Below are 20,262 nucleotides of genomic sequence, written 5' to 3'. Positions count from 1 at the left end.
GCCATGAAGGAGGGAGTGACCGCTCAGCGCTCGTAGTTGCTCAACGCCAGCCCCAGCAGCGAACGCGCCTGCTCGCGCAACGACGCGGGCTCCGCGATCTCGGCATCGCTGCCGTAATGCATCACGTCCATCAGCAGTTCGCGCCCCGCGCTGTAGGGCACCTTCAGTTCATAGCGGCCGTCGGGCAGGTAGCGGCCCTGCTGCTGCGAATGCCAGTGCTCGTCGGCGACCCAGCGCGCGGCCTTGGCGCTGAAAAGGATCGTCGCCCAACCCTTCGGCGTGCCGGAGAAGATGCCGTAGCTGGAGGCGAGGTGGCGGTCGAGCTCGTCTTCGGCCACGTCGCGCGCGGCGTCATCCAGCACCTTCGCCGCGGTGATGCGGTCGACGGAGAAGCTGCGCAGCGCATCGCGGTCGTGGTCCCAGGCATCCAGGTACCAGTTGTCGCGGTAATGGGTCAGCCGCTGCGGCGACACGCTGCGGCGCGTGCGCTCGTCGGTCGAGCGGGCGCGGTACTCGAAGCTGAGCCGCTTGCGGTCCAGTACCGCGGTGGCGACGGCACGGAAGGCGGTTTCGTCGAGCTTGCGGGTGCGGTGCGGCACGACGCGCACGCGCTCGACCGGCAGGCGGCGGCCGCCGGCGTGCTCGTCGAGCAGCTTCTCGATGCGCTGCTGCAACGGCGCCAATGCGTTCGACAGCACGCCGCCGCCGCTGCGGACCAGCAATTGCTGCGCGGCGAGCAGCGCGTGCAGTTCCTCCGAGCTCAGCCACAGTCCCGGCAGTTCGAAGCGCTGCGCATCGTCGTTGTGGTCGTAGCGGAAGCCGGCCTCGCCATTGCCGACCACCGGTGCCATCAGGTAATCGCGCAGATAGGCAAGGTCGCGGTAGACCGTCGCGCGTGAGCATTCCAGGTCTTCCTGCAGGCGTTGCACGGTCACCGGATAGCGCGCGGCGCTGAGGATGCGATGCAGGGCGTGGATGCGTTCGATGCGTTCCATGGCGGTCTGTTGGGCGTGGGGAGTGCGGCGGTGCGACGCCGAGCCGGCGCGCGTGGCGAGCTGCCGCAGCGCGCCCAAGTATGGCGAAAAAACGCGGTCAGGATCAGGGACTGACCGGATCGGGTCCGCGTTTGGCGTTACCTGTAGCAGTCCGTGACCTATTCCAGGCCCTTTCATGAACTCGCCGTGCTCACCCGTGCCGCTGCTGTTTGCCGCCTGCGCGCTCGCCGCCCTGGGCGCCTGCCAGCGCGAGAACGCGGCCGCGCGCCTCCCCTCCGCTGCCGAGGCCACCGCGCCGCTTGCCGGCGCACCCGCGGCGCTGGCAACGGCTGCCAGCGCGACCCATCCACTCGATGCCAGGGACGAGATCGGCAACGTCATGGAGCACTTCTTCAGCCTGAAGAGCTATCACGTCGACATGGATACCTCGACGCCGAAAGGCGGCCAGTCCATGGACGTCGACTTCGTCGCTCCCGACCGCTACCGCTTGAAGACGCCGATGGGCACGCAGTACGTCATCGGCGACACCATGTACATGACGATGAACGGGGCAATCACTAGAGTGCCGCTGCCCAAGGGCGAGATGACGGGCTACCGCGATCCCGTCCGGCTCGAGGAGAACAAGGCGACGATGACGGTACGGCTGCTCGGCAACGAAGCGGTCGATGGCCAGATGGCGAAGAAGTACCGGATCCTCAATACGCGGCCGCATCCGAGCGAATCGACCTTGTGGGTGGGCGCCGACGGCTATCCGCTGAAGATCGAAGTCACCGGCGACGCCAACGGCCAGGTGGCGCACACGTCGATCCGCTATTCGCGCTTCAACGATCCGGCGATCCGCATCGAGCCGCCGCGGTAGCGCGCGCGGCCGCAAAACCCGCCCTACAATGCGGGCCATGCGCACGCCCGCCGAGCCCGTAATTGATTACTCGCCTTCGCCCGGCGACCAGGTCAAGACCACCACCTGCTACATGTGCGCCTGCCGCTGCGGCATCAAGGTGTGGCTGGCCGACGGCAAGATCCGCTACATCCAGGGCAATCCCGCGCACCCGGTCAACAAGGGCGTGCTGTGCGCCAAGGGTTCGGCCGGGATCATGCAGCACTACTCGCCTGCGCGGCTGGACAAGCCGCTGCTGCGCGTGGGCGAGCGCGGCACGGGCGAGTTCCGCGAGATCGAGTGGGATGAAGCACTGGAGATCGCCACGTCATGGCTGGCGCCGATCCGCGAACGCAATCCGGATGAGCTCGCCTTCTTCACCGGCCGCGACCAGTCGCAGGCACTGACCGGCTGGTGGGCGCAGCAGTTCGGCACCATCAACTACGCCGCGCATGGCGGCTTCTGCTCGGTGAACATGGCCGCCGGCGGGCTCTACACGCTGGGCGGCTCGTTCTGGGAATTCGGCGAGCCCGACTGGGAAAACGCCAAATACCTGATGATGTGGGGCGTGGCCGAAGACCACGACTCCAACCCGATCAAGCTCGGCCTGTGCAAGCTGAAGGCGCACGGCGCCAAGATCGTCGCGGTGAATCCGGTGCGCACCGGCTACGGCGCGATCGCGGACGAGTGGATCGGCATCCGTCCCGGCACCGACGGCCTGTTCGCCTTCGCGTTGATCCACGAACTGCTGAAGGCGGACCGCATCGACCTCGATTACCTGGTGCGCTACACCAATGCGCACTGGCTGGTGGTCCGGAATCCGCACGGCGCCGATGACGGCCTGTTCGCGCGCGATGGCGACGGCAGGCCACAATGCTTCGACAAGCGCACGAATGCGCCGGCGGACGCGAACTCCATCGACGTCGCCCCCGCCGTGGTCGGCGAGGTGACGCTACCCGATGGCCGCCGTGCCGTGCCGGTGTTCCACCTAGTGGTCGAGCGCTATCTCGACCCTTCGTTCTCGCCCGACGCGGTGAGCGAACGTTGCGGCATCCCCGCCGACACCATCCGCCGCATCGCGCGCGAACTGGCGGAAGCCGCGTTCGACAACGAAATCCGCCTGCCGGTGAAGTGGATCGACGCGCACGGCCGCGAACACAGCGAGATGATCGGCCGGCCCGTAGCCATGCACGCCATGCGCGGGATCAGCGCGCACAGCAACGGCTTCCACACCTGCCGCGCGCTGCACCTGTTGCAGTTGCTGCTCGGCGCGGTGGATACGCCGGGATCGTTCCGCTACCAGCCGCCGTTCCCCAAGCCGATCGCGCCGCCGAACCGGCCCGGCAAGACGCGCCAGGCCAACGGCGTGCTCGATGCCGCGCCGCTGGGCTTCGTGCACGCGCCCGAGGACCTCGTCGTCGATGCGCAAGGCAACCCGCGTCGCATCGACCATGCGTTCTCCTGGGCGTATCCGCTGTCCGCGCACGGGATGATGCACAGCGTGATCCGCAACGCCTGGGCCGGCGACCCCTACCGGATCGACACGCTGCTGATGTTCATGGCGAACATGAGCTGGAACTCGTCGATGAACACGGCGCAGACCATGGCCATGCTCACCGACAAGGACGAAGCCGGGGACTACCGGATCCCGCGGATCATCTACGCCGATGCGTATGCGTCGGAGATGGTCGCCTACGCGGACCTGGTGCTGCCGGATACGACCTACCTCGAACGCTTCGATGCGATCTCGCTGCTCGACCGGCCGATTTCCGATGCCGATGCGGCCATCGATGCGATCCGCCATCCGGTGCTGGATTCCGCGGAGCAGCGCGAGGGCCGCGACGTGCGCGGCTTCCAGAGCGTGCTGATCGACCTCGGCGCGCGCCTCGGCCTGCCCGGCCTGTGCAACGAGGACGGCTCGCCGAAGTACCGCGACTACGCCGACTACATCCAGCGCCATGAACGTGCGCCGGGCGTGGGCCTGCTCGCGGGCTGGCGCGGCGAGGACGGCACGCTGGAAGCCAAGGGCGCGCCGAATCCCGAGCAGCTGCAACGCTACATCGAGAACGATGGCTTCTGGCGCAGCGAGATCCCCGAGGACGCGCGCTATTACAAGATGGCCAACCGCGGTTACCTCGAATGGGCGCAGCGCATGGGTTTCCTCGCCGGTACCGCGCCGATCACGCTGCAGCTGTATTCGGAAACACTGCAGAAGTTCCGCCTGGCCGCGCTCGGGTTTGGCGCGCAGCAGCCGCCGGCGCAGCACCGCGAACGCGTGGCGACTTATTTCGATCCTTTGCCGATCTGGTACGAGCCCTTCGAGGGCGACCAGATCGCGGACGTGAACCGCGACTTCCCGCTCAGCGCGATCACCCAGCGGCCGATGTTCATGTACCACGCGTGGGGTTCGCAGAATGCGTGGCTGCGGCAGATCGCCACGCGCAATTACCTCTACCTGCATCCGGCCACCGGCGCGAAGCATGGTCTCGCCGACGAGGACTGGATCACGGTGACCTCGCACCACGGCACCATCACCGTGCAGGCGAAGTTCGCCGCGAATGTGCAGCCCGATACCGTGTGGACGTGGAACGCGATCGGCAAGCGCAAGGGCGCGTGGCGGCTGGGCAAGGACGCGCCGGAAGGCAACCAGGGCTTCCTGCTCAACCACCTGATCAGCGACATCACCCCGCGCGGCGATTACTTCAACGCCGATCCGGTCACCGGCCAGGCCGCATGGTTCGACCTGCGCGTGCGCATCGCCAAGGCGGACGTCGCGACGAACCAGAGCGCGCCGCAGTTCGCACCCTTGAACCTGGGCGAAGCGGACAATCGCCCGCTGCGCTACGGCGCGGATTTCCGGGCCGCGCGCAAACGGGAGAAGCAGGCATGAGGCCGCGCCAGATTGCCGGCTATCTGTGCGTCGCGGGCAGCTTCGCCCTGATCCTGCTGCTGGGTTACGGCGTGATCGATCCGATCGGCGCTTCGCCGGCACAGGCCACCTCGATGCGCGATGTGCTGATCGGCCTGATGCCCAGCGTGCTGCTGGCGCTGGGCACCTTCGCCATCGGCCTGTGGCTGCTCAAGGGAAAGAAATGACTGCGCTGCCACCGCCCTCGAAGAAGAAACTCGGCCTGGTCATCGATCTCGACACCTGCGTGGGTTGCCACGCGTGCGCGGTCGGCTGCAAGGAGTGGAACGCCGGCGGCTTCGCCGCGCCGCTGACCGACGAGAAGCCCTATGGCAAGGATCCCAGCGGCGTGTGGTTCAACCGCGTGCACAGCTACGAAGTCGCCGCAACCGACTTCACCACGCCGGCGCACGACCCCGGCAGCCACGACGCATTGAACCTGCAGGCCGGCCAGGCGCAGACGGCGTGCAGTTCCGGCCCGAGCCTCGCGCAGATCGCCGCGCAGCCTGCGATGACCCTGCACTTCCCGCGCTCCTGCCTGCACTGCGAGACCCCGGCCTGCGTGACCGTGTGCCCCACCGGCGCCAGCTACAAGCGCGCCGAGGACGGCATCGTGCTGGTCGACGAAGACAAGTGCATCGGCTGCAAGCTGTGCTCGTGGGCCTGTCCGTACGGTGCGCGCGAGTATTCGCACGTCGAAGGCGTGATGAAGAAATGCACGCTGTGCATCGACCGCATCTACAACGAGAACCTGCCCGAAGCCGAGCGCGAACCCGCCTGCGTGCAGGTGTGCCCGACGCGCGCGCGCCATTTCGGCGATCTCGGCGATCCCGAATCGAAGGTGTCGAAGCTGGTCGCCGAACGTGGCGGCGTGGCACTGATGCCGGAACTGGGCTATGCACCGGTCAACCGCTACCTGCCGCCGCGGCCACGACGCGCGGGCCAGGACGAACGGAAGACCCCATCCAATGAAACGCCACGCGAATCGCTCGACACCGCCGCACTGCCACCGGTCCTGCGCTGGCTCGACCGCGTGCTGTCGCGCTGACCCGCGCCGCCAATGAACTGACCCACGACATGCATCCCGCGCTTTCCGTCATCTTCTTCACTTCGCTCTCCGGCGCGGGCTATGGCCTGCTGTTCTGGAGCGCGCTCGCTGCATTGTTCAACTGGATGCGCCCGATCCCCCTGCTGGCTGCAGTCGTGCTGGGGTTGCTGCTGGTGACGATCGGCCTGCTCAGTTCGGTTGGACACCTGGGCAAGCCGCAACGCGCGTGGCGCGCGTTCTCACAGTGGCGGACTTCATGGCTATCGCGCGAAGGCGTGATGGCGGTAGCGACCTACGTCCCCGCCATGGCGCTATTGCTGGTAATGGTTGGCAACCTGCCCGCGCACGCCGTATTGCACGTGGGCGTACCGGGAGTCATCGCCTGCTCGCTGTTGCTCGTGCTGACACCGCTGACGGTGTACTGCACCGCGATGATCTACGCATCGCTCAAGCCGATCCCCGCGTGGTGCCATTCATTCGTTGTGCCGGTGTACCTGCTGTTTGCGCTGCTGACCGGCGGACTGCTGTGCGCGACGGTGGCCGGCTTGCAAGGCGCGGTAGGCAACATCGTGGCGATGGGTGGCATGCTGGTGGCGATCGTGCTGGGCGTGGTGAAGTGGCGCTACTGGCACGACATCGACAACACGCCATTGACGCAGACCCGCGCCGACGCCGTCGGCCTGCCGGGCCGCAACGTCAGCGTGTTCGAACGCCCGCACACCGAGTCGAATTACCTTACCCGCGAGATGGGCTTCATCGTCGCGCGCAAACATGCGCGCCGGTTGCGCCGGATCGCGATCGTGTTGTTTGCGCTGGTGCCGGTCCTGTTGCTGCTGCCGGTGTGGCTGTTCGTGCACCTGGACGCGGCGCCGTGGCTGGCCGCCGCCGCGCTCAGTGCGCTGGCGGGCGCCTTCGTCGAACGCTGGTTGTTCTTCGCCGAAGCGAAGCACCTGGTGACGCTGTACTACTGAGGCTGCGCCTCAGCCGGCGTCGCCGATCAGCTCGCGTGCGCCCTGCGCCAGCAGCGCGTCGGCCACCTCGAGCCCCAGGCATTCGGGCGCATCGCCGCGACCCGGCATCTGGGCGCGGACCGCGCGGCCGTCGCTGGCGGAGCCGACCAGGCCGTGCAGTTGCAGGTGCTCGCCATCCAGTTGCGCGAACGCGGCGACCGGCACGTGGCAGCTGCCGTGCAGGGCGCGATTCATCGCCCGCTCGGCTTCGACACACGTGCGCGTGGCGACGTGGTCGAGCGTGGAGCACAGCGCGCGGGTGGCGTCGTCGTCGGCACGGGTCTCGATGGCGATCGCACCCTGCGCCGGCGCCGGCAGCCACTGCGGCGCATCCAGGCGCGAGCGGATGCGCGCATCGAAGCCGAGCCGCTGCAGGCCCGCGCAGGCCAATACGATCGCGTCGTACTCACCGGCATCGAGCTTGGCCAGGCGCGTGTTGACGTTGCCGCGCAGGTCGCGCAGCTGCAGGTCGGGGCGCAGCGCGCGCAGCTGCGCCTGCCGGCGCAGCGAGGAGGTGCCGACCACGGCGCCCTGCGGCAGCGCCGCGATGTCGTCGTAGCGGTTGCTGACGAAGGCATCGGCATGGTCGGCGCGCTCCAGGATCGCCGGCAGGGCGAAGCCCGGCTCCAATTCCATCGGCACATCCTTGAGCGAGTGCACGGCGCAATCGGCTTCGCCCCGCAGCATCGCCAGCTCGAGCTCCTTGAGGAACAGGCCCTTGCCACCGATCGCCGCGAGCGAGCGGTCGAGCACCTCGTCGCCGCGCGTGCTCATCGACACCAGCACCACCTCGAGGCCGGGATGTACGGCGCGCAGGGCGGCGGCGACGTGTTCGCTCTGCCACAGGGCGAGCGGGCTCTTGCGGGTAGCGATGCGGAGGAGGCGATTCATGGGCACATTATCGCCTGTCACAGCGCCCGCCAAAGCGCCCCGGGAGCGCCCTGCCTGCCCCGCACCGTGATTCAGAGATGCTTGAGGGTGTCGCGCAGCCCCGCCACGCAGCGGCGGCTGACTTCCAGCGGCTGCTTGCCGTGGCGCAGGATCGCCTGCACGTGGCCATCGGCGCTGCGTTTGAGCTCGACGATCTCGTGGCGCGCCACCAGGCAGTTGCGGTGGATGCGGACGAAGCGCTCGCCGAACTCCTCTTCCAGCGACTTCAGCGATTCCTCGATCAGGTCCTCGCCACGCGCGTGGTGGACGATGACGTACTTTTCCTCGGCGTGGAGGTAGTGCACGTCCTCGACCGGGATCAGGCGCAGGCTGCCGCGCAGGCGCGCGCACAGGTGGGTGCGCCGTTGCGTGGGCGCGGCAGCCGAGGCGGTCGTGCCCTGGACGCGTCCGGCGGCGAAGGTGCGCACGCGATCGATCGCGGCCGCCAGGCGCTCCGGGCGCACCGGCTTGACCAGGTAATCGATGGCCTCGGCTTCGAACGCCGAAAGCGCGTGCGCGTCGTAGGCCGTGCAGAAGACGACGGCGGGGCGCGGTTCGAACGCGGCAAGGTGGCGCGCCGCTTCCAGGCCGTCGATGCCGGGCATGGCGATGTCGAGCAGCACCAGGTCCGGATGGTGGGTGGCGCAGGCATGCAGCGCCTCGTGGCCGTCCGCGGCATCGGCCACGATTTCCACGCCCTTGATATCGGCCAGCAGGCCGCGCAGTCGCTCGCGTGCCAGGGGCTCGTCGTCGGCGATGACTACTTTCATGCGGTCCTCTTGCTTGCCATTCCCTTGCTGCCTGATTCCGCGGGGGCGAGGCGGCCGGTGGTGACCGGCAACCTCAGGTCTACCTGATAGTAGCCCTCGTTCCACGCCGCGGCCATCCGGACACGCGGGCCGTAGGCATAGCGCAGGCGTTGCGCGATGCTGAACTGTGCGTGGCGGTTGCCGCCCTGGATGGATCCGCCGCCCAGTGTGGGCAGGATGTCGCCCTCGCGCGGCGCCGGCGCCGGGTTGCGCAGGCTGATCGCGAGCTCGTCGCCGACCTGCCCAAGTTCGATTTCGATCTCGCCGCCCCCCGGCAAGCGCGAGATGCCGTGCAGCACGGCGTTCTCGAGCAACGGCTGCAGCACCAGGCGTGGCATAGGCATCCGCCATGGCAACGGCTCACCCTTGCGCCAGACCACCCGCAGCCGATTGCCCAGGCGCAGTTGCTCGATGGCGAAATAACGCTCGCACAGCTCGATTTCCTCGCGCAGGGTGGAATCCGACTCGCCTGCGCCCAATGCGGCGCGGAACAGGTCGGAGAGGTCGAGCACCGCGCGCTCGGCCACCGCCGGATCGCTGCGGACCAGGCCGGCTATGGTGTTCATGCTGTTGAAGAGGAAATGCGGCTTGATCCGCGCCTGCAGGGCGTCGGCTTCGGCGCGCGCGCTCGCCCGTACCTGCGCCGCCCAGCCATCGTTGACGTAGAGGTAGCGCAGCACCACCGCGACGATCAACGTGGTCACCGCGGCCGAGCCCCAGACGAAGCGCAGCATCGACACGTTGCTCGGCACCAGCCCGTAGCCGAGGCTGGCGTCGATCACGTGCGCCAGCGATGCGCCCAGCGCGGCAATGGCGCCGCCGCCCAGCAAGGCCAGCGTCGTGCCAACCGGTGGTGGCAGCCTCGAGAGCCGTTGCCGCGAGACGCACAACAGCACCGAGGCGGCGAGCGCGAGCCACAGCGCGAAGCCACTGGCGGTAACGAAGCGTTGCAGATCCCAATGCGCGCCGCCCGGAGCGAGCGCCAGCACCACCACCACGAGTTCGGCCATGCCCAGCATCACGGCGAGACGCGGCAGCCGGCACAGGTCGGGCAACCAGGGTTCGCGCGGATCGCGGACACTCATGGGCGCGGGGATCAGCCGCTGCCGTCCGCGGCGGCGAAGCGACGTTCCATCCAGTCGCCGAGGTCGCGGATTTCTTCCGCGCAGACCTGATGCGCCATCGGATACGCGTGCCAGTCGACGTTGAACCCTAGTTCGCGCAGCTTGCGGGCGCTGAAGTCGCCACCCGCATAAGGCACGACCGGATCGAACTGGCCGTGGGCCATGAACAGCGGCTGCGTGTGCGCCGTCGCCGTGGTCTCCTGCACCAGCCGATCGACCAAGGGCAGGTAGGTCGACAGCGCAACCACGCCGGCCAGCGGCTGCGCGCGGCGCAGCGCCGTCGCCAGCGCGATCGCGCCGCCCTGCGAGAAGCCCGCCAGCAGCACGCGCGAGGCGGGAATGCCACGCGCCACTTCGCGCGCGATCAGCGCTTCGGTTTGCGCGACCGATTCATCCACGCCGGTTTCGTCGGCGCGGTTGGCCAGGTTCATATCGCGGATGTCGTACCAGGCGCGCATGCGCATGCCGTTGTTGATGGTCACCGCGCGCACGGGCGCGTGTGGAAAGACGAAGCGCAGTGCCGGCCAGTCCTTGCGCACCAGTTCGGGCACGATCGGGGCGAAGTCGTGGCCGTCGGCGCCAAGGCCGTGGAGCCACAGCACGCTCCATTGCGGCGCCGGGCCGGTTTCGTGTTCGACGGTTTCGAGGAGGGTGGCGACTGACTCGTTCATGCAGGCATTGTGCGGGGGCGCCGCAATTGAATCCAATCGACGGCGCATTCGAAGCCGCCGCAGCGGCCGATAAGGGCGAACCATCGTCCGTCAGACCCCGGCCAATCACCCCCCTTGCCGGTCGCCGGCGCAGTCTCACCGGCTGAGACTGCCTGTTCGCATCCTCCCACGATGCAAGGCCAGATCCGCCTGAACTTCAGCTACGACAGCCGCAGCCACGACAGCCGCGCCGGCACCGTTCAGGCCCGGCCGCCATTGCAGCGGGATAATGGTCCGGTGTCGCTATCCGGCTTCCATCCCGCGGTCTCCGCCTGGTTCGAACGCGCCTTCCCGGGCCCGACCGAAGCACAGGCGCTGGCGTGGCCGGCGATCCGCTCCGGCCGCAACACCCTGGTGGCCGCGCCGACCGGCTCGGGCAAGACCCTGACCGCCTTCCTGTCCGCGATCGATGCACTGGTGCGCGAAGGCCTGGCCCAGGGCCTGGCCGACGAGACCCACGTCATCTACGTCTCGCCGCTGAAGGCGCTGTCCAACGACATCCACCTCAACCTGGAAGCGCCGCTGGAAGGCATCCGCGAGGAACTCGCGCGCCAGGGCCTGCCGGACGTAGAGATCCGCACCGCCGTGCGCACCGGCGACACGCCGCAGGGCGAGCGCGCGCAACTACGCAAGAAGCCGCCGCACATCCTGGTCACCACGCCCGAATCGCTGTACGTGCTGCTGGGCTCCGATTCCGGCCGCGCGATGCTGGCGACCGCGCGCACGATGATCGTCGACGAAATCCATGCGGTCGCCGCGAGCAAGCGCGGCAGCCACCTCGCGCTCTCGCTGGAACGGCTGGAAGCGCTGTGCGGACGGCGCCTCACGCGCATCGGCCTGTCGGCCACGCAGAAGCCGATCGACGAAGTGGCGCGCTTCCTGGTCGGAGCCAGCAACGTCACTCCCTCCCCCGCATGCGGGGGAGGGTTCCCTACCTCCCCCCGCTGCGCGGAGGGAGGAGCAATCGCCGACTGCGAAATCATCGACATCGGCTATGCCAAGCAGCGCGACCTCGCGCTCGAAGTGCCGCCCACGCCGCTGCAGGCGGTGATGTCGAACGACCAGTGGGAACAGGTCTATACGCGCCTCGCGGAGCTGGTCGAACAGCATTCGACGACGCTGGTCTTCGTCAACACCCGGCGCATGGCAGAACGCGCCGCGCGCCACCTGGGCGAACGCCTCGGCAAGGAACACGTCGCCGCCCACCATGGCAGCCTCGCCAAGGAACTGCGCCTGGATGCCGAGCAGCGCCTGAAGAGCGGCCAGCTCAAGGTGCTGGTCGCGACCGCGTCGCTGGAACTGGGCATCGACATCGGCGATGTCGACCTGGTCTGCCAGCTCGGCTCCCCGCGCGCGATCGCCGCCTTCCTGCAGCGCGTCGGCCGTTCCGGCCACCATGTCGGCGGCGTGCCCAAGGGCCGGCTGTTTCCGTCATCGCGCGACGACCTCGCCGAATGCGCCGCGCTGCTCGACTGCGTGCGCCGCGGCGAACTCGACGCCTTGGTGATGCCGCGCGCACCCCTCGATGTGCTCGCGCAGCAGATCGTCGCCGAAGTCGCCGCGCGCGAGTGGGAAGAGGACGCGCTGTACGACTGGTTCCGTCGCGCCTGGCCCTATGCGCAGCTGGAACGCAAGGACTTCGACGCGGTGGTGAAGATGTTGTCGGAGGGTTTCACCACCCGCCGCGGCACGCGCGCCGGCTACCTGCACCGCGACGCCGTGCACAAGCGCCTGCGCGGCCGCGCCGGCGGACGCATGACAGCGGTGATGTCGGGCGGCACGATTCCCGACACCGCCGATTACAACGTCATCCTCGAGCCGCAGTCGCAGAACATCGGCACCATCAATGAAGACTTCGCCATCGAGAGCATCGCCGGCGACATCTTCCAGCTCGGCAATGCCAGCTACCGCATCCTGCGCGTCGAACCCGGGCGCGTGCGCGTCGAGGACGCACAGGGCATGCCTCCGAGCATTCCGTTCTGGCTCGGCGAAGCGCCGGGACGCAGCGACGAGCTGTCGCACGGCGTATCGCGCCTGCGCGCCGAGGTCGCCTCGCGCCTGAGCTTCGCCAGTTCCGGTAGCGAGGCGGCGCAGGTCGCCGATGTTCTCAGCAATGAGGGCGCGACGGCTGCCGCCGCGCGCTGGCTGGTCGATGAAGTGGGCCTCACGCCTGAAGCCGCGTTGCAGCTGGCCGATTACCTGGGCCGCCAGCAGGCCGCGTTCGGGATGATGCCGACGCAGCAGACGATCGCGCTGGAACGCTTCTTCGACGAATCCGGCGGCACCCAGCTTGTCATCCATTCGCCCTACGGCAGCCGCCTCAACCGCGCCTGGGGCCTGGCGCTGCGCAAACGCTTCTGCCGCAAGTTCAATTTCGAACTGCAGGCGGCAGCGACCGAGGACGCGATCGTGCTGTCGCTCTCGACCAGCCACAGCTTCCCGCTGATCGAAGTCGCCAAGTACCTGCATTCGTCTTCGGCAGAGCACGTGCTGGTGCAGGCCCTGCTCGACGCGCCGCTGTTCGGCGTGCGCTGGCGCTGGAACGCGACCACCGCGCTGGCGCTTCCGCGCTTCGTCGGCGGCAAGAAGGTCGCGCCGCAACTGCAGCGGATGAAGTCGGAAGACCTGCTGGCAACGGTGTTCCCGGACCAGGTCGCCTGCCAGGAGAACATCGTCGGCGAACGCGAGGTCCCCGACCACCCGCTCGTCGCGCAGACGATGGACGACTGCCTGCACGAGGCGATGGATACCGAAGGCTGGCTCGCGCTGTTGCAACGCATGGAAAGCGGTGAAGTCGAGATCGTCGCGCGCGACCTCACCGCGCCTTCGCCGTTCGCTGCCGAGGCCTTGAATGCGCGGCCGTACGCCTTCCTCGACGACGCCCCGCTGGAGGAGCGCCGCACGCAGGCAGTGATGGCGCGCCGCTACGCCGACGCGGACAGCGCCGACGATCTCGGCCGGCTCGATCCGGCCGCGATAGCGGACGTACGCGAACAGGCGTGGCCACAGGTGCGCAATGCCGACGAGATGCACGATGCGCTGATGGGGCTGGGCTGCATCACCCAGGACGAAGCCGAAGCGAATGCCTGGACGGATTGGCTGCGCCGGCTGGCGAAGGACCACCGCGCCACGCGCCTGCAGATCGGTTCGGGCCTGTGGTTCGCCGCGGAGCGCTTGCCGCAGGCCGCCGTGCTGCATCCGCAGGCCGTGCGCGAACCGGTGATCGAAGCCCCCGCGGAATTCGCGCAGGAAACCTGGAGCCGCGAGGACGCGCTGGTCGAGCTGCTGCGCTCGCGCCTCACCGGCCTCGGCCCGACGCCGGTGGCCGCGCTGACAACAGCGCTGGCGCTGCCGCAATCCGACGTCGACTTCGCCCTGCTCAAGCTGGAGGCCGAGGGCTACGTGATGCGCGGCCGCTTCTCGCCCCACGCAATCGAGGAGGAGTGGTGCGAACGCCACCTGCTCGCGCGCATCCACCGTTACACCATCGGCAAGCTGCGCCGCGAGATCGAACCGGTCGAGCCGCGCGACTTCATGCGCTTCCTGTTCGAATGGCAACGGGTGTCGAAGGCGTCGCGGGTGAGCGGGCCGGAGGCGCTGGCCGGCGTGCTCGCGCAGCTGGAAGGCTTCGAGGCGCCCGCCGCCGCGTGGGAAGGTGAACTGCTGCCGGCGCGCGTCAGCGACTATTCGATTTCGTGGCTGGACGATCTGTGCACGGCGGGTCGCGTCGCCTGGACGCGCCTGCGTGGTGCCAGCCCCGAATCCAGCGGCAACGGACGCTCGGCACCGGTACGCGCCACGCCGATCGTGTTGTTGCCGCGCCGGCACCTGCCGCAGTGGTCGCCGCTCACCGCCCAATCGCTCGACGACGGTCCGGAACTGTCGTCGCGTGCGCAACGCGTGGCCGATCACCTCAAGGATCACGGCGCGTCGTTCTTCGACGAACTGGTCGTCGGCGCGCACCTGCTTCACACCGAGCTGGAAGACGCGCTGGCCGAACTCGTCGCGCGCGGCCGCGTGACCTGCGACAGCTACGCCGGTCTGCGCGCGCTGCTGGTGCCGCAGTCGAAGCGGCCCAGTGCCTTTGACGGCCGTGGTCGTCGCGGGCGCCGCACCGCTTTGCTTGGCATCGAGGACGCGGGGCGCTGGACGCTGACGCGGCGCGCGGCTCCCCTTCCCCAATCCCAACCTTCCCCCGCAGGCGGGGGAAGGAGTATTGACGCCGGCGGGGCAAGGAGTATTCACGCGGGCGGGGGAAGGAGTACTGACCCGGACAGCATCGAGCACATCGCCCGCACTCTGCTGCGCCGCTACGGCGTGGTGAGCTGGCGCCTGCTCGACCGCGAGGCGCCGTGGCTGCCGCCGTGGCGCGAGCTGCTGCGTGTCTACCATCGCCTCGAGGCGCGCGGTGAAATCCGCGGCGGTCGTTTCATCGCCGGGCTCGCAGGCGAACAGTTCGCGCTGCCCGAGGCCATCACGTCATTGCGGCAGATACGCAAACGCGCGCCCGATGGCGAGTGGCTCGCGCTGTCCGCGCTGGATCCGCTCAACCTGGTCGGCACCGTGGTCGCCGGTACCAAGGTGCCGCGCCAGCTGGGTGCGCGCGTGTTGTGGCGCGACGGTCTGCCGGTGGCCACGCTGGTTGCCGGCGACATCCAGTGGCTGGCGGAACTGCCGGCGGCCGAGCAACGCACCGGGCACAAGGTGCTGATGCGCGAGCCGGACCTGTCCGTCTACGGCATCGATCTGGCGACGGAATACGCGCCGCGCCCTGCGTGATGGTTCGCGGCCGCCGAGGTGCGGCATCATTGGCGCCCCCACCCCACGGGTTCGACGCATGCGCGCCTTCCGCAGTGTTCTCCTGGCTTTGCTGTTGCTGCCTCTGCACGCGCACGCCGCCCAACACGTGCCCGAGGCCCCGGTTCGTGTCTTCGCAGCCGCCAGCCTCACCGACGCGCTGAACGAGGTCGCCACCCACTGGCAGCGCCTGGGCCATCCGGCGCCGAGCCTCGCCTTCAGTGCGTCGTCCGCACTGGCCAAGCAGATCGAAGCGGGCGCGCCGGCGGACGTCTTTGCCTCCGCCGACCTCAAGTGGATGGACTACCTCGACCAGCGCGGCCGCATCGACCACGCCACGCGCGCCAACCTGCTCGGCAACACGCTCGTGCTCATCGCCCCGCAGGGCAAGGGCTTCAAGGTGAAGATGGAACCCGGTTTCCGCATCGCCGATGCCTTCGCCGGCAAGCTGTGCACCGGTGAGCCGGGCGTGGTCCCGGTCGGGATCTATGCGAAGGAAAGCCTTGAGAAACTCGGCTGGTGGTCGTCGCTGCAGGGCCGCATCGTCGGCACCGACGACGTGCGCACCGCGCTGGCCTTCGTCGAGCGCGGCGAATGCGGTGCCGGCATCGTGTATGCCACCGATGCACGCATCAGTGGCAGGGTCGAGACGGTCGCGCCGTTCCCGGCCGCAACGCACGCGCCGATCGTCTATCCGTTCGCGCAGGTCGCCAATGCGCGGCCGGAAACACGCGCGTTCCTGCGCTACCTGCGCACGCCCGAGGCGGCCGCGATCTTCAGCCACCACGGCTTCACGATCCTGAAGGACTGACGCCATGTGGCTGTCGGCGGAGGAATCGCAGGCACTGTGGCTTTCCGCCCGGGTCGCGCTGTGCGCCACCGTCGTGTGCCTGCCACCCGCGATCGCGCTGGCGTGGTGGCTGGAGCGCCGCCACTTTTCCGGTCGTTTCCTGGTCGATGCGCTGGTGCAGCTGCCGATGGTGTTGCCGCCGGTGGTGCCGGGCTATCTGCTGTTGTTGCTGCTCGGCACGCAGGGACCGCTTGGGCACTGGCTGGAAGCGACCTTCGGGATCGTGATTGCATTCACCTGGAAGGGCGCGGTGCTCGCCTCGGCGGTGATGGCGTTTCCGTTGATGGTGCAGCCGATCCGGCTCGCCTTCCGCCTCATCGATGCGCGCCTGGAACACGCCGCCGCCACGCTGGGCGCGCGGCCATGGCGCGTTTTCGCCACGATCACGCTGCCACTCGCCGCGCCGGGGCTGATCGCCGGCTGCGTGCTGTGCTTCTCGCGCAGCCTCGGCGAATTCGGCGCGACCATGGCCTTCGTCGGCAACATTCCCGGGGAAACCCGCACGTTGCCACTGGCGATCTATTCGCTCACCCACGTGCCCAATGGCGAGGCCGGCGCCCTGCGTCTCACCCTGCTCTCGATCGCGCTCGCGGTGGCCGCACTGCTGGTGAGCCATTGGATCAGCGCGCGCGCCGAGCGCCGCCTGGGCTTCTCCGACCATCGGGGCGCGCATGCTGAACTTTGATCTCGCCTACGCGCGCGGCGAGTTCCGGCTCGACGCGTCCGCGCAGATCGCCGGTGGCGTCACCGGCATCTGCGGGCCATCAGGATCGGGCAAGAGCACCCTGCTGCTGCTGATCGCGGGATTGCTGAAGCCGCAGGGCGGTTCGCTGCACTTCGGCGACGAGATTCTGGTCGATCGTGCCCGCCGCATGTTCGTGCCCGCCTGGCGTCGCCACTTCGGCCTGGTGTTTCAGGACGGCCAGTTGTTCCCGCACATGAACGTGCGCGACAACCTGCTCTACGGCCACGCCCGCCTCGCCGCGGAGGGGCGCCTGTTCCCGCTGGACACTGTGCTGCAGCTGCTCGAGATCGGACACCTGCTCGACCGCCGTCCGGCCATGCTCTCCGGCGGCGAGCGCCAGCGCGTCGCCCTCGGCCGCGCCCTGCTCTATTCGCCGCGCCTGCTGTTGCTGGACGAGCCCCTGTCGTCGCTCGACGACCGCCTGAAGCAGCAGATCCTGCCCTTCCTGCGGCGCGTGAAGGACGAAACCCGGATCCCGATGCTGTACGTCACCCACGCCCGCGCCGAAGTCGACTTCCTTGCGGATCGGGTGCTGCTGATGGATCGAGGCCGCCTGGCGCCCGAATCGCGCGCCTCCAATACCGCGCACGCCTGACGGCGGCTCCGTTGCACGAACGGGGGGGGTGCTGCCAAGGCGATTGCGGGATAATTGCAGCGGGCGCCGGGAATCCGGCTCCGCCCGATCACCAGCCCCAGGCTCCCGCGCGGAGTCCACCGGGGCGCCTCCCACCTCCGTGAACGCCGCCCGCGCGGCGCCACGTCCCCTGCAAAGCCAGACGCCAGCATGAATACTCAATTCCGCAAGCCGCTCCCGGGCACCGAGCTCGACTACTTCGACGCACGTGCGGCGATCGAGGCGATCGCGCCCGGCGCCTGGGACACGCTGCCGTACACCTCGCGCGTGCACGCGGAGAACCTGGTGCGGCGTGCGGAACCTTCGATGCTCAACGCCTACCTGGCGCAGCTGATCGAGCGCCGCCGCGATCTGGATTTCCCGTGGTTCCCGGCGCGCGTTGTGTGCCACGACATCCTCGGCCAGACCGCGCTGGTGGACCTGGCCGGCCTGCGCGACGCCATCGCCGAGCGCGGCGGCGATCCGGCGCAGATCAATCCGGTGGTGCCGACGCAGCTGATCGTCGACCACTCGCTGGCGGTGGAAGCGCCCGGCTTCGACAAGGAGTCCTTCGCGAAGAACCGCGCGATCGAGGACCGCCGCAACGAGGACCGCTTCCACTTCATCAACTGGACGAAGAAGGCGTTCAAGAATGTCGACGTGATTCCGCCGGGCAACGGGATCATGCATCAGATCAACCTGGAGCGGATGTCGCCGGTCGTGCACGCGCGCGACGGCGTGGCGTTCCCCGACACGCTGGTCGGCACCGACAGCCACACGCCGCATGTCGATGCACTGGGCGTGATCGCGATCGGCGTAGGTGGCCTGGAGGCGGAGAGCGTGATGCTCGGTCGCGCCTCGTGGATGCGCCTGCCCGACATCACCGGCGTCGAACTGACCGGCAAGCCTGCGCCGGGCATCACCGCCACCGATATCGTACTGGCGCTGACTGAATTCCTGCGCCAGTCGAAGGTGGTCGGCGCCTACCTGGAATTCCGCGGCGAAGGCGCGGCGGCGCTGACGCTGGGCGATCGCGCCACCATCTCCAACATGGCGCCCGAGTACGGCGCGACCGCGGCGATGTTCTTCATCGACGACAAGACCATCGACTACCTGCGCCTCACCGGCCGCGACGACGCGCAGGTCAGGCTGGTGGAGACCTACGCGAAGCAGGCCGGCCTGTGGGCCGACACTTTGAAGAGCGCGCAGTACGAACGCACGCTGGCGTTCGACCTGTCGACCGTAGTCCGCAACATGGCCGGCCCGTCCAACCCGCACAAGCGCCTGCCGACGTCGGCGCTCGCCGAGCGCGGCATCGCCACCGGCATGGCCGGGCCACGCGCGCAGGAAGCCGACGGCCTGATGCCCGACGGCGCGGTGATCATCGCCGCGATCACCAGCTGCACCAACACCAGCAACCCGCGCAACGTCATCGCGGCCGGCCTGCTCGCACGCAACGCCAACGCACGCGGGCTGACGCGCAAGCCGTGGGTGAAGACCTCGCTCGCACCGGGCTCGAAGGCGGTGCAGCTGTACCTGGAGGAAGCCAGGCTGCTGCCGGAACTCGAGCAGCTCGGTTTCGGCATCGTCGGCTTCGCCTGCACCACCTGCAATGGCATGAGCGGCGCACTGGATCCGGTGATCCAGAAGGAAGTGATCGAACGCGACCTCTATGCCACCGCCGTGCTGTCGGGTAACCGCAACTTCGATGGCCGCATCCACCCGTACGCGAAGCAGGCGTTCCTTGCATCGCCGCCGCTGGTGGTGGCGTATGCCATCGCCGGCACCGTGCGCTTCGACATCGAGAAGGATGTTCTCGGCACCGATGCGCAGGGCAATGCGGTCACGCTCAAGGACATCTGGCCGAGCGACGAGGAGATCGACGCGATCGTCGCCAGCAGCGTGAAGCCGGAGCAGTTCCGCGCCGTGTACGAGCCGATGTTCAAGTTCAGCGTCGAACATGGCGAGAAGATCAGCCCGCTCTACGACTGGCGCCCGCAGAGCACCTACATCCGTCGTCCGCCGTACTGGGAAGGCGCGCTGGCCGGCGAACGCGCGCTCGCCGGCATGCGCCCGCTGGCGGTGCTCGGCGACAACATCACCACCGACCACCTGTCGCCGTCGAACGCGATCCTGCTCGACAGCGCCGCCGGCGAATACCTGGCGAAGATGGGCCTGCCGGAAGAGGACTTCAATTCGTACGCGACGCACCGTGGCGACCACCTCACCGCGCAGCGCGCGACCTTCGCCAATCCGAAGCTGCTCAACGAGATGGTGCGCGACGACGCCGGTAACGTGAAGCAGGGCTCGCTCGCTCGCGTCGAACCCGAGGGCCGGGTGACGCGCATGTGGGAAGCGATCGAGACCTACATGGAACGTCGCCAGCCGCTGATCATCATTGCCGGCGCCGACTACGGCCAGGGTTCCTCGCGCGACTGGGCCGCCAAGGGCGTGCGCCTGGCCGGCGTGGAGGCGATCTCCGCCGAAGGTTTTGAACGCATCCACCGCACCAACCTGATCGGCATGGGCGTGCTGCCGCTGGAATTCCTGCCCGGCACCAACCGCACCACGCTCGGCATCGACGGCACCGAAACCTTCGACGTGGCCGGCGCACGCACGCCACGCGCGACGCTCACGCTGGTGATCCATCGCCGCGACGGCGAGCGCGTGGAGGTACCGGTGACCTGCCGCCTCGACACGGCCGAAGAAGTATCGATCTACGAGGCCGGCGGCGTGCTGCAGCGGTTCGCCAACGATTTCCTCGAATCCGCCCAGGCGGCGTGACACCCTCCCCCACCCCGGCCCTCCCCCGCATGCGGGGGAGGGAGATGTACCAACCAGCAAAG

Annotated in this window: 15 protein-coding genes; 10 read left to right on the top strand and 5 right to left on the bottom strand. The window is 68.6% G+C overall.

Features of this window, described 5'->3' with window-relative positions:
- Positions 1–23: 23 nt before the first annotated feature.
- On the bottom strand, positions 24–995 hold the full coding sequence (locus tag ACXJJ9_RS06115; RefSeq protein WP_457096333.1) for a helix-turn-helix transcriptional regulator: 972 nt from the start codon (positions 993–995) through the stop codon (positions 24–26).
- Between the two features lie 175 nt (positions 996–1,170).
- On the opposite strand from ACXJJ9_RS06115, the gene ACXJJ9_RS06110 reads away from it, so the two are divergent.
- From ACXJJ9_RS06110 to ACXJJ9_RS06090, 5 genes are read left to right on the top strand one after another with little or no spacing between them, the layout of a single operon-like run.
- On the top strand, positions 1,171–1,854 hold the full coding sequence (locus ACXJJ9_RS06110; protein WP_457096332.1) for a LolA family protein: 684 nt from the start codon (positions 1,171–1,173) through the stop codon (positions 1,852–1,854).
- A gap of 37 nt (positions 1,855–1,891) precedes the next feature.
- Positions 1,892–4,762, top strand: a complete 2,871-nt coding sequence (locus tag ACXJJ9_RS06105) for a molybdopterin oxidoreductase family protein (RefSeq protein WP_457096331.1) — start codon at positions 1,892–1,894, stop codon at positions 4,760–4,762.
- Complete coding sequence (locus ACXJJ9_RS06100; RefSeq protein WP_457096330.1) at positions 4,759–4,968, top strand: hypothetical protein; 210 nt, start codon at positions 4,759–4,761, stop codon at positions 4,966–4,968. Before ACXJJ9_RS06105 ends, ACXJJ9_RS06100 begins: the two co-directional genes overlap by 4 nt.
- Positions 4,965–5,828, top strand: coding sequence for a 4Fe-4S dicluster domain-containing protein (locus tag ACXJJ9_RS06095; RefSeq protein ID WP_457096329.1), 864 nt, complete (start codon positions 4,965–4,967; stop codon positions 5,826–5,828). Before ACXJJ9_RS06100 ends, ACXJJ9_RS06095 begins: the two co-directional genes overlap by 4 nt.
- A 29-nt stretch (positions 5,829–5,857) precedes the next feature.
- Positions 5,858–6,799, top strand: coding sequence for a dimethyl sulfoxide reductase anchor subunit family protein (locus ACXJJ9_RS06090; RefSeq protein WP_457096328.1), 942 nt, complete (start codon positions 5,858–5,860; stop codon positions 6,797–6,799).
- A gap of 9 nt (positions 6,800–6,808) precedes the next feature.
- Here ACXJJ9_RS06090 and hemC read toward each other — a convergent pair whose 3' ends face one another.
- From hemC to ACXJJ9_RS06070, 4 genes are all read right to left on the bottom strand, one after another.
- Positions 6,809–7,729: a hydroxymethylbilane synthase gene (gene hemC / locus ACXJJ9_RS06085; protein WP_457096327.1), complete on the bottom strand. Its 921-nt coding sequence runs from the start codon at positions 7,727–7,729 to the stop codon at positions 6,809–6,811.
- 71 nt (positions 7,730–7,800) lie between these two features.
- A complete protein-coding gene (locus ACXJJ9_RS06080; protein ID WP_310054358.1) occupies positions 7,801–8,538 on the bottom strand; it encodes a LytR/AlgR family response regulator transcription factor in 738 nt (245 codons plus the stop codon).
- Positions 8,535–9,662: a sensor histidine kinase gene (locus tag ACXJJ9_RS06075; protein WP_457096326.1), complete on the bottom strand. Its 1,128-nt coding sequence runs from the start codon at positions 9,660–9,662 to the stop codon at positions 8,535–8,537. The genes ACXJJ9_RS06080 and ACXJJ9_RS06075 overlap by 4 nt, the downstream gene beginning before the upstream one ends.
- A gap of 11 nt (positions 9,663–9,673) precedes the next feature.
- Positions 9,674–10,372 (bottom strand): alpha/beta hydrolase, encoded by a 699-nt coding sequence (locus tag ACXJJ9_RS06070; protein WP_457096325.1) that lies wholly within the window; start codon positions 10,370–10,372, stop codon positions 9,674–9,676.
- Positions 10,373–10,648: 276 nt separating this feature from the next.
- On the opposite strand from ACXJJ9_RS06070, the gene ACXJJ9_RS06065 reads away from it, so the two are divergent.
- The 5 genes from ACXJJ9_RS06065 to acnD all read left to right on the top strand — a co-directional run bounded on the left by ACXJJ9_RS06065 (position 10,649) and on the right by acnD (position 20,200).
- Positions 10,649–15,190, top strand: a complete 4,542-nt coding sequence (locus ACXJJ9_RS06065) for a DEAD/DEAH box helicase (RefSeq protein WP_457096591.1) — start codon at positions 10,649–10,651, stop codon at positions 15,188–15,190.
- Between the two features lie 58 nt (positions 15,191–15,248).
- Positions 15,249–16,019, top strand: a complete 771-nt coding sequence (gene modA / locus ACXJJ9_RS06060) for a molybdate ABC transporter substrate-binding protein (protein ID WP_457096324.1) — start codon at positions 15,249–15,251, stop codon at positions 16,017–16,019.
- A 4-nt stretch (positions 16,020–16,023) separates the two neighbouring features.
- Positions 16,024–16,743, top strand: coding sequence for a molybdate ABC transporter permease subunit (gene modB / locus ACXJJ9_RS06055; protein WP_457096323.1), 720 nt, complete (start codon positions 16,024–16,026; stop codon positions 16,741–16,743).
- Complete coding sequence (locus ACXJJ9_RS06050) at positions 16,730–17,398, top strand: ATP-binding cassette domain-containing protein (protein ID WP_457096322.1); 669 nt, start codon at positions 16,730–16,732, stop codon at positions 17,396–17,398. The genes modB and ACXJJ9_RS06050 overlap by 14 nt, the downstream gene beginning before the upstream one ends.
- Before the next feature lie 189 nt (positions 17,399–17,587).
- Positions 17,588–20,200, top strand: coding sequence for a Fe/S-dependent 2-methylisocitrate dehydratase AcnD (acnD, locus tag ACXJJ9_RS06045; RefSeq protein WP_457096321.1), 2,613 nt, complete (start codon positions 17,588–17,590; stop codon positions 20,198–20,200).
- The last annotated feature ends 62 nt before the right edge of the window (positions 20,201–20,262 follow it).

This window comes from Lysobacter sp. P5_B9 (assembly GCF_054049835.1).
Note: the sequence above shows the minus strand (reverse complement) of the source record. Positions and strands in the feature narration are given on the sequence as shown.

Bases quoted from the DNA above. Each gene is read 5' to 3' on its own strand.
- ACXJJ9_RS06115 (WP_457096333.1), bottom strand. From the start codon at position 995: ATGGAACGCATCGAACGCATCCACGCCCTGCATCGCATCCTCAGCGCC.
- ACXJJ9_RS06110 (WP_457096332.1), top strand. From the start codon at position 1,171: ATGAACTCGCCGTGCTCACCCGTGCCGCTGCTGTTTGCCGCCTGCGCG.
- ACXJJ9_RS06105 (WP_457096331.1), top strand. From the start codon at position 1,892: ATGCGCACGCCCGCCGAGCCCGTAATTGATTACTCGCCTTCGCCCGGC.
- ACXJJ9_RS06100 (WP_457096330.1), top strand. From the start codon at position 4,759: ATGAGGCCGCGCCAGATTGCCGGCTATCTGTGCGTCGCGGGCAGCTTC.
- ACXJJ9_RS06095 (WP_457096329.1), top strand. From the start codon at position 4,965: ATGACTGCGCTGCCACCGCCCTCGAAGAAGAAACTCGGCCTGGTCATC.
- ACXJJ9_RS06090 (WP_457096328.1), top strand. From the start codon at position 5,858: ATGCATCCCGCGCTTTCCGTCATCTTCTTCACTTCGCTCTCCGGCGCG.
- hemC (WP_457096327.1), bottom strand. From the start codon at position 7,729: ATGAATCGCCTCCTCCGCATCGCTACCCGCAAGAGCCCGCTCGCCCTG.
- ACXJJ9_RS06080 (WP_310054358.1), bottom strand. From the start codon at position 8,538: ATGAAAGTAGTCATCGCCGACGACGAGCCCCTGGCACGCGAGCGACTG.
- ACXJJ9_RS06075 (WP_457096326.1), bottom strand. From the start codon at position 9,662: ATGAGTGTCCGCGATCCGCGCGAACCCTGGTTGCCCGACCTGTGCCGG.
- ACXJJ9_RS06070 (WP_457096325.1), bottom strand. From the start codon at position 10,372: ATGAACGAGTCAGTCGCCACCCTCCTCGAAACCGTCGAACACGAAACC.
- modA (WP_457096324.1), top strand. From the start codon at position 15,249: ATGCGCGCCTTCCGCAGTGTTCTCCTGGCTTTGCTGTTGCTGCCTCTG.
- modB (WP_457096323.1), top strand. From the start codon at position 16,024: ATGTGGCTGTCGGCGGAGGAATCGCAGGCACTGTGGCTTTCCGCCCGG.
- ACXJJ9_RS06050 (WP_457096322.1), top strand. From the start codon at position 16,730: ATGCTGAACTTTGATCTCGCCTACGCGCGCGGCGAGTTCCGGCTCGAC.
- acnD (WP_457096321.1), top strand. From the start codon at position 17,588: ATGAATACTCAATTCCGCAAGCCGCTCCCGGGCACCGAGCTCGACTAC.